Annotated in this window: 12 protein-coding genes and 1 pseudogene; 9 read left to right on the forward strand and 4 right to left on the reverse strand. The window is 61.1% G+C overall.

Features of this window, described 5'->3' with window-relative positions; genetic code table 11:
* The 3 genes and pseudogenes from AB2N04_RS17990 to uxuA all read left to right on the forward strand — a co-directional run bounded on the left by AB2N04_RS17990 (position 1) and on the right by uxuA (position 3,687).
* On the forward strand, positions 1-1,062 hold the full coding sequence (locus AB2N04_RS17990; RefSeq protein WP_367716042.1) for an ABC transporter ATP-binding protein: 1,062 nt from the start codon (positions 1-3) through the stop codon (positions 1,060-1,062).
* A gap of 6 nt (positions 1,063-1,068) precedes the next feature.
* Positions 1,069-2,511, forward strand: coding sequence for a mannitol dehydrogenase family protein (locus tag AB2N04_RS17995; RefSeq protein WP_367716043.1), 1,443 nt, complete (start codon positions 1,069-1,071; stop codon positions 2,509-2,511).
* A gap of 14 nt (positions 2,512-2,525) precedes the next feature.
* Positions 2,526-3,687, forward strand: a pseudogene (gene uxuA, locus AB2N04_RS18000) (mannonate dehydratase).
* A gap of 60 nt (positions 3,688-3,747) precedes the next feature.
* On the opposite strand, the gene AB2N04_RS18005 reads toward uxuA, so the two are convergent.
* From AB2N04_RS18005 to AB2N04_RS18015, 3 genes are read right to left on the reverse strand one after another with little or no spacing between them, the layout of a single operon-like run.
* The gene (locus tag AB2N04_RS18005) at positions 3,748-4,158 is read right to left on the reverse strand and encodes a DUF2177 family protein (protein WP_367716044.1); all 411 of its coding nucleotides are present in this window, start codon (positions 4,156-4,158) and stop codon (positions 3,748-3,750) included.
* Between the two features lie 29 nt (positions 4,159-4,187).
* On the reverse strand, positions 4,188-4,859 hold the full coding sequence (locus AB2N04_RS18010; RefSeq protein WP_367716045.1) for a ChrR family anti-sigma-E factor: 672 nt from the start codon (positions 4,857-4,859) through the stop codon (positions 4,188-4,190).
* Complete coding sequence (locus tag AB2N04_RS18015; protein ID WP_367718851.1) at positions 4,856-5,389, reverse strand: sigma-70 family RNA polymerase sigma factor; 534 nt, start codon at positions 5,387-5,389, stop codon at positions 4,856-4,858. Before AB2N04_RS18015 ends, AB2N04_RS18010 begins: the two co-directional genes overlap by 4 nt.
* Before the next feature lie 255 nt (positions 5,390-5,644).
* On the opposite strand from AB2N04_RS18015, the gene AB2N04_RS18020 reads away from it, so the two are divergent.
* From AB2N04_RS18020 to AB2N04_RS18030, 3 genes are read left to right on the forward strand one after another with little or no spacing between them, the layout of a single operon-like run.
* The gene (locus AB2N04_RS18020; RefSeq protein WP_367716046.1) at positions 5,645-6,994 is read left to right on the forward strand and encodes an NAD(P)/FAD-dependent oxidoreductase; all 1,350 of its coding nucleotides are present in this window, start codon (positions 5,645-5,647) and stop codon (positions 6,992-6,994) included.
* Entirely contained in the window at positions 6,991-7,797 is an 807-nt protein-coding gene (locus AB2N04_RS18025; protein ID WP_367716047.1) for a DUF1365 domain-containing protein, read from the forward strand. The genes AB2N04_RS18020 and AB2N04_RS18025 overlap by 4 nt, the downstream gene beginning before the upstream one ends.
* On the forward strand, positions 7,784-9,013 hold the full coding sequence (locus tag AB2N04_RS18030; RefSeq protein ID WP_367716048.1) for a class I SAM-dependent methyltransferase: 1,230 nt from the start codon (positions 7,784-7,786) through the stop codon (positions 9,011-9,013). The genes AB2N04_RS18025 and AB2N04_RS18030 overlap by 14 nt, the downstream gene beginning before the upstream one ends.
* Positions 9,014-9,018: 5 nt before the next feature.
* On the opposite strand, the gene AB2N04_RS18035 is transcribed toward AB2N04_RS18030, so the two are convergent.
* Positions 9,019-9,780 carry an SDR family NAD(P)-dependent oxidoreductase gene (locus AB2N04_RS18035; protein WP_367716049.1) on the reverse strand — a complete coding sequence of 254 codons (762 nt, stop codon included), beginning with the start codon at positions 9,778-9,780 and terminating at the stop codon, positions 9,019-9,021.
* A 227-nt stretch (positions 9,781-10,007) separates the two neighbouring features.
* On the opposite strand from AB2N04_RS18035, the gene AB2N04_RS18040 reads away from it, so the two are divergent.
* The 3 genes from AB2N04_RS18040 to AB2N04_RS18050 all read left to right on the forward strand — a co-directional run bounded on the left by AB2N04_RS18040 (position 10,008) and on the right by AB2N04_RS18050 (position 13,819).
* A complete protein-coding gene (locus AB2N04_RS18040) occupies positions 10,008-10,424 on the forward strand; it encodes a YbaN family protein (protein ID WP_367716050.1) in 417 nt (138 codons plus the stop codon).
* 132 nt (positions 10,425-10,556) lie between these two features.
* A complete protein-coding gene (locus AB2N04_RS18045; RefSeq protein ID WP_367716051.1) occupies positions 10,557-11,879 on the forward strand; it encodes an ABC transporter substrate-binding protein in 1,323 nt (440 codons plus the stop codon).
* Positions 11,876-13,819 carry an ATP-binding protein gene (locus AB2N04_RS18050; protein WP_367716052.1) on the forward strand — a complete coding sequence of 648 codons (1,944 nt, stop codon included), beginning with the start codon at positions 11,876-11,878 and terminating at the stop codon, positions 13,817-13,819. The genes AB2N04_RS18045 and AB2N04_RS18050 overlap by 4 nt, the downstream gene beginning before the upstream one ends.
* The last annotated feature ends 17 nt before the right edge of the window (positions 13,820-13,836 follow it).

The raw sequence follows: 13,836 nt of genomic DNA on the forward strand, positions 1-13,836 counted from the left end.
ATGGCAGCAGTCGACATCCAGGATGTCCGCAAGTTTTACGGACAGCTCGAAACCATCAAGGGCGTCAGCGTGGACGTTCCAGACGGTGCGTTCGTGGTTCTCGTGGGGCCGTCGGGGTGTGGCAAATCCACCCTTTTGCGCATGATCGCGGGGCTGGAGGACATTTCCGACGGCACGATCAGCATTGGCGGGCGTGTCATCAACGACGTGGAACCCAAACACCGCGATATCGCCATGGTGTTCCAGAACTACGCGCTCTATCCCCACATGACGATTGCGGAAAACATGGGCTTTTCGCTGAGGCTCGCCAAGCGTCCGAAGGATGAGATCGACCGGCGCGTGCGTGAAGCGGCGGTCATTCTGGGGCTTGCCGATTATCTGGATCGTTATCCGCGTCAGCTGTCGGGCGGGCAGCGCCAGCGTGTCGCCATGGGGCGTGCCATCGTTCGCGATCCGCAGGTCTTTCTGTTCGACGAACCGCTTTCCAATCTGGACGCCAAGCTTCGCGTGCAGATGCGGGCCGAGCTCAAGGACATTCATGCCCGCCTCAAAACGACGACCATCTACGTCACACACGACCAGATCGAGGCCATGACCATGGCCGACCGCATCGTCGTCATGCGTGACGGTATCGTGGAACAGGTCGGCGCCCCGCTGGAGCTCTACGACCGACCCAACAACACCTTCGTGGCAAGCTTCATCGGCTCGCCCTCGATGAACCTTCTCAAGGGCAGTGTTGCAAAGAGTGGCAGGGCCGTAAGCGTCGAAGGCGGCGCGGAGCTGCCTTTCGAAGGTGATGCTCCGGATGTCGGCAGTGTCGTTTATGGAATCCGGCCCGAGCATCTCCATCTATCCACCGATGGCGGTGGTTTCGAGGCAGTGGCAACCAATGTCGAACCCACAGGTTCCGAAACCCTCGTTCAGGTCCGGTTTGGCGAGCAGATCCTGTCTGCCCAGCTTCGCGACCGCGTGGACATCCGCGCCGGAGACACCGTGCGTCTTGCCGTAAAGGCCGACAAGGCACATCTCTTCGATGCACAGACGAGCCAGCGGCTCGGCTGACCGGCAATGCTTCCCCGCCTCAACAAAGCCCTGCTTGCCGAACTGCCGGATGGCATCGCCCGTCCGGCTTATGACCCGGCAGAAGTCACAACAGGCATCGTGCATCTCGGCGTCGGTGCGTTTCATCGTGCCCACCAGGCCGCTTATGTGGATGCCTGCCTCGCGGAGGGAGACGCCCGTTGGGGCATCATTGGCGTTTCCCTCCGCAGTTCCGCAATGCGCGACGCGCTTGCACCGCAGGACTGGCTATACACGCTCGCCGAAAGGCAGGGCGATGGCGAAAGACTGAAGGTGCTTGGCCCTCTCAGGGAGGTGCTTGTCGCGCCTGAGGATCCGCGGGCCGTGCTGGAGGCCATGGCGAAGCCCGAGATCCGCCTCGTAACGCTGACGGTCACCGAAAAGGCATACCCGCGCACGCCGGAGGGAGCGCTCGACACGAGCGATCCCACAGTGGCGGCAGACCTTGCCGATCCGGCCTCCCCCAGCGGAATTCTGGGTTTCATCTCACAGGCGCTTGCCCTGCGCCGGGCCGCCGGAACCGCCCCTTTCACCGTGCTTTCCTGCGACAACCTCCCGGCCAATGGCTCGACGCTTCGCCGGCTCGTCGTGGAATTCTCGCGCCTGTGCGATCCCGCTCTCGCGCGGCACATCCAAGAAGATGTCGCCTTCCCATCCAGCATGGTCGACCGCATCGTTCCGGCCACTGCCGAAACCGATCGCGAACGCATATCGAGAACGCTTGGTGCTGAAGACGCCTGGCCCGTCGTGACCGAGCCCTTCATGCAATGGGTGGTCGAGGACGATTTCCCGCAGGGACGCCCTGACTGGGAGCGGCACGGTGTCGAAATGGTGTCCGATGTGGAACCCTTCGAGGAGATGAAGCTCAGGCTCCTCAACGGGGCGCATTCGGCCATTGCCTATTCCGGTCAGCTCCTTGGCCACGAAACGGTGGCCGACGCCTTTGCCGACCCTCTGGTCGATCGGTTTGTAAAAGGCCTCTGGCGGGAAGCAGCCGAAACGCTCTCGGGCGCGGCGCGCCTTGAGGCCGGTTCCTACACGGAGCGGCTGAGCGCACGGTTTGCAAATCCTGCCCTTCGCCATCGCACCGCGCAGATCGCCAATGATGGGTCGCAAAAACTGCCGCAGCGCTTTGTCAGCCCGCTTCTGGCGCGGCTGGAAGAGGGAAGCAGTGCACCGCATCTTTGCGCCGGCATCGCGCTGTGGATCGCGGCACTGGAAGCCCGCGGGAGCCAGCCCGCCTTCAGCGATCCGCTGGATGAACGTCTGAGCGCCATATTCGACGAAACCGACGCAGCCGAGCCGACAGCCGAAGCAATCCTCCAACTGGCCGGTTTCAGGTCATTTAAAGACTACCTGCCTGCGGTTGCCAGCGCATTTCAGCGCATCAGGAACGAAGGCGTAACCGCCGAGCTCACCCGCTACCCGTAAGGAGACACATCACGATGAAGCAGACCTGGCGCTGGTTCGGCCCTGACGATCCGGTAACACTTGCACATGTGCGGCAGGCTGGCGCAACGGGCGTCGTCACCGCGCTGCATCACCTCAACGATGGCCGCGCCTGGCCGCAGGATGAGATCGCAAAACGCAAGCAGCAGATCGAGGCCGCCGGTCTTGAATGGTCCGTGGTCGAAAGCATCATCGTGCACGAGAACGTCAAGACCCGCACCGGCGCGTTTCGCGAACTGATCGACAATTACAAGACCTCGATCCGCAATGTCGCTCGCGCCGGCATCAAGACCGTCTGCTACAATTTCATGGCCATCACCGACTGGACACGCACGGACCTCGATTATCCGATGCCCCACGGCGGCACCGCCCTTCGTTTCGACGCGGTGGAGTTCTGCGTCTACGACCTGTTCGTTCTGGAGCGCCCCGGTGCAGAGGCCCGATCACCCGGCGGAGCGCATTGAAGCGGCACGGGCACGTTTGCAGGCGATGAGCGAAAGCGACCTGGCGCGCCTTGAGCGCAACCTCATCGAATGGGTTCCCGCACGCGAATTCGTCTATGATCGCGACAGTTTTCGGCGCATGCTCGATACCTACCGCGACGTCTCGGCCGATGGGCTGCGCGAAAATCTCGCCGCGTTCCACCGGGAAATCATGCCGGTCGCAGAAGAGGAAGGCGTGGTGATGGCGATCCATCCCGACGATCCCCCCTTCCCGCTGTTTGGTCTGCCAAGGATCGTTTCCACCAGGTCGGATCTCGAAGCATTGCTCGCCGCCGTTCCTTCCCGTGCGAACGGTCTTACCTTCTGCACCGGATCGCTGGGCGCAAATCCTGAAAACGATTTGCCTGCCATGGCTCAGGCCCTTGGCCAGCATGTCCATTTTGCGCATCTGCGTAACGTGACACGGGAAGCCGACGGCTCATTCCATGAAGCCGAACATCTGGACGGCGACACGGATATGGTGGCCGTGGTTGCCGCGTTGATGAAGGAAGAACGCCGGCGTGGAGGCGAAATTCCCATGCGTCCGGACCACGGGCACGTCATTCTCGACGATCTCGGCAAGAAAGTGAATCCGGGCTATGCCGGCATCGGTCGCCTGAAGGGCCTCGCGGAACTGCGCGGCATCATGCGCACACTGGAAAAAGTCGGCTACTGAACCTTGCTTGTTTTTGGGAGGGGCGTGGCCCCGCAACGCCTCCCCCGGAAACGACCATCTTCACGAAGGCACAACAGAAAAACGGGTGGCCACCAGATAGCCTGCCCAGGCGGAGACGCCGGTTAGAACAGTGCCCCATGCCATGTCAACGACCGTGACCGCCACAGACCAGTTCTTCACCGTGGCGAGATTGGTCATGTCATAGGTGCCATAGGCGATCAGCCCAAGGATCGCGCCCGCCACCAGTGCGCTCATGGCGCTCCCATTGCCGAGCGCTGGCGCGACGGCAAAATAGACAATCCCCGCGACATAGACGAGGTAGAAAAGCCCCGCCGCCAGGAGGTTTGGCTGGTCCATCAGGAGATGGTCCATGCGTGACTTGTAGAACCCCGTCGAAACGCGCGACAGCCAGACATAATCAAGCCCAAAGAAAACGACTGCCGTCGCGGCATAGGCGATGACATAGCTCATGGGGATCTCCCGTTGTTGCCTGTATCAGTTCATATGCCGATGATCGGCTGGACCAGCCGCACCAGCCAGCTCTTGAAGCGCAAGGGTGCGTCCGTTACCGCGAGGCAGATGCAATCCTGCCCTTCGGTTGCGATCGGCTGATGCTCCAGATGCTCATCGGCTTCCTCAAGGTCGCCCCGCGCGAACAGGTCTTCCCCGTCATGAAAGCTTCCGGACAGAACGAGCGTCAGCTCCCTTCCCCGATGGCCATGTTCAGGCACCGGTTTGCCGGCCGGAATCCGAAGCAGGCGCACGATCGTGCTCTTGTCTTCGGTCCGAATGGGCAGGTGAAACGCGCCGCGCCCGAGCGAGCGCCATTTCACGCCATCCACATCGCTGCCCACATAGCTTCGCAGCGGCTCGGGCAGTACTATGTCGCCGGAAGGAAGGCGGACGTCCGAACCGGCAGTTTTTTCTGGCCGAAGTTTCTCATCCTGGAGGCGTTTCTTCATGGCATCCCAGCCACCGGATGGCGCGTCGTGACCATTTGAAACACTTTCTGCCAGAAGGGCGCCGCCGGTCATCTCCATGGCGGAAAGCCGGCGCCTGCAGCTCGGGCAGAGCGCCAGATGTGTCGCGACGGCGATACGCCAGCCTTCGGAAAGGCTGCCGGTTGCATAGTCGAGCAGAAGTTCGTCGCTGATATGATGCTTGATGTTCATGGCCGGTCTCCCAGCACGGTACGCAATTTGTTGAAGGCAAGTCGGATGCGCGACTTCACGGTGCCCAGTGGAAGGTCCAGCCGCCTCGCGATCTCGCTGTGCGAGGCGTCGTCGAAATACGCCAGGTGCAGAAGTTTCCTCTGTTCTTCCGGTAATTCCTTCAAGGCCCTGTGAAGCGCTTTTTCCGCATCGCGCGCTTCCATCGTGTCGTCGGCCCTTGGTTCGGCATCGGGCACGAAGGCGGGATCGTTCGGGTCAAAGTCCGGCTGCCTGTTTCGGCGAAAACTGTCGATGCGCAGATTGCGCGCAATGGTGAATATCCATGCGCTCGCATTGCCTTTCTGCGTGTCGAATTGCGCCGCCTTGCGCCAGACCGTCATCATGGTTTCCTGCATCAGTTCCTCGGCCAGTTGAGGATCGCGGACGAGCCGCAGCATGTAACCGCGCACACGCGGCGCGAACGCCTCAAAAATGCATTCGAAGGCATCGATGTCCGCGCACTCGGCCACGCGCCGCAGCCGGGCTGCCATCTCGTCTGGGGATTCAGCTTCGTGTTTTCCGTTCATCAAGCCCCGCTTGCCCGATCTGTCGCGCCATCCCGTGCGCTTACCGGAGTTTGGTGCCCACCTGAAATGCGCGGGCCGTGCAGGGTTTGAAACGATGTCCATGCCCCCTGCTACGGGGAGTTAAGCATCGCGGATCACCGAAGACAAAAATTTTTGTCCAGAGAGATCCGATTTGCACGCGCCCGCGTAATGGTTTTCAATCAACAAAAGGATAGTGCGGTGGGATCGGCAATCAAAACAACCCCGTCACCCAGAGTAGCAGTCATCGGTTCGGGGATTTCGGGGCTCTCGGCGGCATGGCTGCTGTCACGAACGCGTCATGTCACGCTCTACGAGGCAGCCAACCGCCCGGGCGGCCATGCAAACACGGTCGATGTGCCATTGGAAGGAGGATCCGTTTCCGTCGACACCGGCTTCATCGTTTACAACGACCGCAACTACCCCAACCTCGTTTCGCTCTTTCAGCATCTGGATGTTCCCACACAGCCTTCCAGCATGTCGTTCGCCGCATCCCTTGACGGGGGTGATTTCGAATATTCAGGGTCGGGACTGAACGGGCTTCTTGGACAGCGCGGCAATGCGCTGCGCCCGCGATTCTGGCGTATGCTCCGCGATGTTCTCAAGTTCTACCGGCAGGCACCCGGTCTCCTGGTCGAACGCCGCCACGGACAGGACACGCTCGGCTCCTATCTGGATCGGACCGGCTACAGCAATGCGTTCATCAACGACCACCTCTTGCCGATGGGGGCTGCCATATGGTCGACCACCGCCGCACAGATGCGCGACTATCCACTGTATGCCTTTATCGGCTTTTTTGAGCGCCACGGTCTTCTTGCCCTTTCGGACCGCCCCCGCTGGCGCACCGTAACCGGCGGGAGCCGCACTTATGTACAACGCGTTCTCGAAGACTTCGAAGGAACGGTGCGCCTCTCGTCCCCCGTTGCGAGGATCAGGCGCCTTGGGCATGGCGTCGAAGTGACCGACAGCCGGGGGCACACCGATCTCTTCGACGACGTGGTGATCGCCACCCATGCGGATCAGGCTCTTGGCATGCTGGAAGATGCCACGGAGACGGAGCACGAGCTGCTCGGCTCCTTTCGATACACGCCCAATCGCGCGGTGCTGCACAGGCATGAAGGGCTCATGCCCAGGCGACGGAACATCTGGTCGAGCTGGAACTACATTCAGGGCACGGGACACGAGGATGCCCGGCAGCTCTGTGTCACCTATTGGATGAACCGCCTCCAGAACCTGAGCAGCCCGGAATCCCTTTTCGTCACCCTCAATCCTTTCATCGATATCCCCGAAAATGAAGCGATTGCCAGCTTTGATTACAAACACCCCCTGTTTAATCAGGCAGCCCTTTCAGCGCAGCGACAGCTCTGGCGGCTGCAGGGCCACCGCAAGACCTGGTTCTGTGGTGCCTATTTCGGCAGCGGCTTTCACGAAGACGGCATTCGATCGGGTCTGTCGGCGGCAGAGCTTCTTGCCGGTTTCGCCCCGCCCTGGAAGGATGTAGGGTCCGGACAGGCAAAGCCACGGGAACCAGAACTCATGGCAGCAGAATGAGCTGGAGCTCCGCCATATATTCCGGTCAGGTGGTGCACACGCGCCACGCACCGCGCGTGCACCGGCTGCGGTATCGCGTGTTTTCGCTTGAACTCGACCTTGACGAACTTCCCGCGCTTTCATCCTCCCTGCGCCTCTTCGGTCACAATCGAACCGCCCTGTTCTCGTTTCATGAGAGTGACCACGGCGATGGCGAGAAAGACGGGCTGCGTCGCTGGGTGGACCGGCAGATGCGTGCGGCGGGTCTCGACCCTGCATCCATGCGCGTCAGCCTGCTGTGCTACCCGCGCATTCTGGGCTATGTTTTCAACCCCTTGTCCGTCTATTTCTGCCGCGACAAAAGCGGGGTCGTCCGCCTCATACTCTATGAGGTCTGCAACACGTTTCGCGAGCGTCACACCTATGTGCTGCCGGCAGGCACTGCGGGCCAGAAACACGTGACCCATTCCTGCGACAAGGCACTCTACGTGTCACCTTTCCTGTCGATGAACTGCCGCTACGATTTCCGCATACTCCCCCCCGGCGAGAAGGTCGGCATCACGATCAACGAAACCGAAAACGGTTCGCCCGTCATGTTTGCGGCCTTCACCGGGAAACGGGTGGAGCTATCTGACAGAGCACTGCTCCGACTGTTTCTCACGCATCCGCTCATGACGCTCAAGATCACCGCCGGCATTCATTTCGAGGCAATGCGGCTCTGGCTGAAAGGTGTCCGCTTCCATCGCCACGAGCCAGCCTCGACGCGCATCTCGCAGACAATCGTCCAGTCCGAGCCCAGGGTGAAACACAATGAGTCATTTTGAGAACGTCTCCGACCGTTCCACAGGTGGGCCCCGCCCCCTCTGGCAGCGCATTGTCTGCCGCTGGGCAGACGCGCTGGGGGCTGGCAGTCTCACACTGGTTTTTCCTGATGGTTCCTGCCACCGGTCGAATGGTTCGGCGAAAGGTCCGGACGCGTCCCTGCGCTTCGCCAGCAGGCGTGGTTTCATGCAGATCCTGCTTGGCGGCAGCATGGGATTTGCCCGTGCATATCTAGACGGACATGTCGATACTCCCGATCTTCACGCACTCTTGAAGCTCGCCCTGGCGAACGAGGACCGATGGGGGAAGGTCCTCCAGACCTCGCGGTTGATCTCGAAGCTGGATTTCTTTCGGCACCGGCTGCGGAAAAATTCGCGCGCGGGAAGCAGGCGCAACATCGCGTTTCACTATGATCTCGGCAACGCTTTTTATCGCCAATGGCTGGACGATACGATGACCTACTCGTCCGCGATATTTTCGGATGCTTCGCAAAGTCTCGAGGATGCGCAGACAGCCAAGTATGACCGCATTCTTGAGCGGTTAGACATCGGACCGAACGACAGGATACTGGAGATCGGCTGTGGCTGGGGCGGTTTTGCCGAACATGCGATCCGGTCGACCGGCTGCCATGTCACCGGCCTCACGCTGTCCGTGGAACAGGCTCGCTATGCCCGTGCGCGACTCTGTGAAGCGGGATTTTCAGAACGGTCCGAGGTGCGCCTTCAGGACTACCGGGAATGTCGTGGAAATTTCACGAAGATCGTATCCATCGAGATGTTTGAAGCGGTGGGAGAAGAAAACTGGCCCGTCTACTTCAGCAGGGTCAGGTCGCTGCTTGTGCCCGAGGGTCAGGCCCTGATCCAGGTCATCACCATCGACGAGGAACGTTTCAGGACCTATCGGCGCAAGGCGGATTTCATTCAGAAATACATCTTTCCCGGTGGCATGCTGCCTTCAGCGACGGCCTTTGCCAGCGCAGCTCGGGATGCGGGGCTCGCCACCATGGCCGGCCACAGCATCGGCCAGCATTACGCAAGAACGCTTCTGGAATGGGAAAAGCGTTTCCGAGCCGCCTGGGCCGAAATTGCACGGCTTGGCTTCGACGAGCGGTTTCGCCGCATGTGGCTCTACTATCTTGCCTATTGCCGCGTCGGATTCCTCAACCGGCGTATCGATGTCATTCAGTTCGAACTGAAGCCGCAGGCGGCGGGAGGGTGATGCCGTCACTCCCTCACCAGCCTGCGCGTGATCGCAAAGCGGATGGTCGCCGGCAATGCATGCAAGAATTTGATCGCGAGCTTCATTTTCCAGGGAAAAATGATCTCATACCTGTCGGCCTCCAGCCCTCGGGCAATGTGGTCCGCAGCCTCGTTTGATGAAATGATAAACGGCATGGGAAAGTCGTTTTTCGCGGTAAGCGGCGTTTCCACGAAGCCGGGGTTGATGATGCTCAGCGACACGTTGTGGCGTTCGGCCTCGGGCTTCATCGCCTCGCACAGATTGTTGAGCGCAGCCTTTGTTGCGCCATAGGTGGCACCGCCGGGAAGCCCGTTATAGCCCGCAACCGAGGCCGTGATCGCGATCTTGCCCCTGCGCCGCCGCATCATCGTTTCAAGCACGGGCTCAAGCGTGTTGCAGGCGCCTTGCAGATTGACGGAGATCATCTTCTGCGCGTTGGTCGCGCTGAAATCGAAAGCCCCGTCCCGTGTATAGGTTCCGGCTGCAAGCACCGCCATGTCGAGCGGTCCCAGCCGTTCCTCGATATCGGCGTGAACCTCACGCGTCCGCTTCATGTCCGTTACGTCCAGGGGAAAGGCGATCACATGTCCGGGTGCCTCTGCGGCCAGAGCATCGAGTTCGCCGGCGCTCCGCGCGCTTGCCGCTACCTTCCAGCCATCTCTCGCGAGCCGGAGCGCGAGCGCTCGCCCTATTCCCGAGCTCGCTCCCGTGATCCAGACAGTCCCTTTGTGCGTTTCTGTCGCCATTCTCAATCGACTCCTGAAAACCGTTCGCAACCAATACGGCGGTCGCAGCATTCTGGATCATGTGACGCCAGGCCGATGCACGTGATCTTTCGTCGCGTTCACACTCTTGCCGGGAACGTGTTTCAATGAACAGATTTCATTGCCGGGCCGCATGCCTTTGCCAGTCCAACATCATTTCAGAGGCCCGGAAGAGTTGCAAAGGCACCAGGCTCGATGGAGACCGGTCGTTGAAGATCGCACCCGCATTCGAAAGTGCGAAGCGCATCGTGCTGCTTGCCCTGGGCCTGTTGATGCTAGTCCTCGCTCTTATCGGCGCCTTCCTGCCGGTCATGCCAACAACGATCTTCGTGATACTGGCAGCGGGATTCTTTGCGCGCTCCTCGCCCGCCCTTGAACGCAGACTGCTCGACCATCCCCGTTTCGGCCCTGCCCTGCGGGGCTGGCGCGAACACGGCGCGATTCCACGCCGCGCAAAAGTCGCCGCCGTGGCGGGCATTGCTTTCGGATACGGCGTGTTCTTCCTGGCCTCCGCCCCCGGGGCCGTGCTGGCGTTGACGGTCGCCGCGGCGATGGCCACCGTCGCAATCTGGATCGTCACACGCCCCGAAGGAAAAAACCCGTCGCATGACAGGCCCGCAAGGTAATACCCGTTCCGCGGCTTGCCATTTTTGCCGAGTGACGTTCACACCGGATGACGGGAGGCCAGAGGCATCGTACATTCACCTGTTCGAGCGACCGGACAGGTGTCTGTGTTGCCTCGCCAGGGGAGGAGATATTTGCGCAGGATTCTGTATTCCTTGCTGGTCGTGCTCACGGCCCATGGTCTGGGAGCCACCGGTGCCGGCGCGCAGGATGTGCCATGCCGGCTTCAGATCATCACATCCTTTCCCGAGAGCTTCTTTCGCCCGTTTGTTGAACGCTTTTCGCGCGATCACGGGCAAGCCTGCGTTACCAACAAGAACACCATTGCCCTGATACGCCATATTCGCGAGCGCCGCCGCCCCATCGCCGATGTCGTCTGGACCAGTTCCCCTGTGGCTTTCGCCGCACTCGACGCAGGCGGGCACATGCACCGCAGGCCCGACCTTGCGCTCGACCCGGCAGAATTTGGCGGCTTTTCGGTGGATGAAGAAAACGGGGCGCGGTTTGGCTTCGCCCTGTCTCGGATCGGGCTGATGTGGAAGCCCGACGGAAAGGTGCTCGGATCAGTCCCCGGGGTCGACCTCCTGACGCAACATCGGTTCCGAAACCGCATCGGCATGACCTCGCCGGCCCGCAGCGGCACCACGCACCTGTTCGTTGAAACCGTCTTGCAAAACGAGGGCTGGGAGCGGGGCTGGGCACTCCTGTCGCGTCTGGGCAGCAATCTGGCCACTGTGACCGCTCGCAGCTTCGGCGTGCGTGAAGGCATCGTCCGGGATCGGTTCGGACTGGGCATCGGGATTGATTTTCTCGCCAAGGCAGCGCATGAGGCACAGGCGCCCCTGGCCTTTGCGCCACTTCAGGGGAGTGCAATATTTCCCGCCAGCGCCGGCATCGCCCGCGATGGTGCCCTCAATCCTCTGGCGGCGGACTTCGTTCGCTTCCTGCGTTCCGACACGGGGCAAAACCTCCTTCTGCGACCCGCCATTGCCCGCATACCCGTCAAACCCGCTCTGTGGGCACAGGCAGGGTTTCGCCCCCGGCGCGAGAGCGCCTACACATTCGATGCAGCCCTGGCCGCGCGAAGACTTCCGATCGTGAATGCACTCTTCGATGAAATGATCACATACCGCCACCTCGAACTGGCTGAAATCCGGGCAGACATCGAAAAGCTGTCCGACAAACAGAAAACAGTGAAAGATCCGCTGTTGAACAAGCTCGTTGCAGAGGCGCGCGACAAGATGGAAACAGTGCCCGTGGCTGCGTTCATGTCGGATGCCGGGGAGCTGATTTCACAGCTGGAAGGCAATGGCCTGACCGGGCTCTCGAGAGACAGCGGGGGAACCCTGCGAGACAGCTGGTCGCACGATTTTTCCAACCGCTACAGCCGTGCCCGCGAACTGATCGCGCGGGGCAACGCACGGCTGGCCGAGCTTGGTTTCGGGTTGCGCCGGTGAAGGTTCATTCCACCTCGCTGCGCAGCAAGCTGCTGATCGCAATCGCCACCATCGCGGGTTTTGCCGTGGTGGCCATGCTCGTGGCGAACTTCACACTTGGCAGTGTCGGCAATGCCATCTCCCGACTGGCCTCAGACAACCTCAGGACGGCGGCCGCAAGTGCCAGGCTCGCCGAAATCGGCCAGGCCATTCGCGTCGACGTACCGATGCTCGGCAACGCACGCACCCGGTTCGAGCGGGAAGCGGCACTGAGCCGGCTGGAAAATCATTTCGCCCGCCTTCATCATCTGTTGGAAGCAGATGTCGGGGAACATGCATTCTCACAGCTGGGTCAGCTCTTGCGTGAAGTGGAGGCCAATGTCGAGGCTCTGGACCGGAATGTTGCCGGGCGGTTTCTTCTGGCCCGGCAGCGAGCGGAAGAAACCGCCCGCCTGAACCGTCTGCATGGCGATTTCCTGCTGGAGATCGATCCATTGCTTGTTGATGCGAAGTTCAACGTGGAAGCCGCCCTGGGGGAGCCAAACACCTCTCGCCCGCCGGATCGGACCTCGCGCGGGCTTGTCCAGCGGGAGGTTCGCCTCACCGAGGCGCTGGGGCGGCTGCATGCCAGCGCGAACCTTGCGGTCGGGATGATCCTGCGTGGCGCCAGCGAGACGGACTTCCGGCTCATCGAACAGTTGCAGACCCGCCTGGCAGAGACGATTGAAGAAGGCAACGCCAATGCCGATCTGATTGCCGACAACGCCAGTGCGATCACGCTGCGCCAGATCTGGCAAAACATAGCCCGTCTTGCCACCGGATCCGACAGTCTGCTCGACCGCCGGCTGAGAGAAAGCGGGCTCCTGGCAGAAAGTGCCCAACTGCAGGGAATGAATGCCTCCCTGCTTGAAGAGCTTGGCACCATCGTGGCGACCACGGTGCGCGAGAGTGGCAGTCGCTCCACGCTCGCTTCGCAGGGAATCAATGACATTCTCTTCGGATGGCGCGTGTTCAACGCCATGAGCACCGCCTTGCTTCTCGCCCTTCTGCTCGGCTTTTCATTTGTTTTCGTGCGCGGCCACCTGTTCCAGCGGCTCATGAAGGTCCTGCATGCGATGGGGCGGATCGCCCGCGGCGAAACCGGCACAAGAGTGGGCGTCTCCGGCTCCGACGAGATCGGCCTGCTGGCAGATGCGGTTCGTCAGTTCCGCGACAAGTCCGAAGCGCTCGATCAGCGCGCACGCGAGTTGCGGCAGGCCAATGTGAAACTCACATCACAGATCGAGCGGCGCAGGAAGGTGGAGACGGAACTGCGCGAAACGCAGGCGGAACTGGTGCAGGCCGCCAAGCTTGCCGCGCTCGGACAGCTCTCTGCCGGGATTGCGCATGAGTTCAACCAGCCGCTCACGGCGATGGGATCCTATACCCACAATGCGCTGCGCTATCTCGACCGTGCAGACATCGACAAGGCAAAAGAAAAACTCGCCGACATCGAACGGCTGATCAAGCGGTTGGCCAAAACCTCCAACCACCTCAAAACCTTCGCACGACGGCCGCAGGACGTTCTGGTGCGGCACGACGTGCGGGAAGTTGTCTCAAACGCACTGGCGCTTTTCAAGGAGCGGATCGAGCGGCAGGGCATCGAGCTTGAGCTGAAGCATCCCCCCCATCCGGTTCATGTCATGACGGAACCGGCGCTGCTGGAACAGGTTCTGGTCAACCTTGTTTCCAATGCGCTCGACGCGGTCGAACCGGTTCATCCAGCCCGCCTCGTCATAAGGGTAAGCGAAACGGAAATGCTGGCGCGCATTGAAGTTGAGGACAATGGCGAGGGCCTCGCCGAGGGGCTGGACGGGAAGCTCTTCGATCCCTTCTTTACAACGAAACCGCCCGGCGAAGGTCTGGGGCTCGGCCTCTCGATCTCCTACAATGTCATTCGCGATCTGGGAGGGCCGGCTTGATGTGAGAAGCCGAAAGG

The sequence above is a fragment of the Nitratireductor sp. GISD-1A_MAKvit genome, assembly GCF_040819555.1.
GTDB lineage: Bacteria > Pseudomonadota > Alphaproteobacteria > Rhizobiales > Rhizobiaceae > Nitratireductor.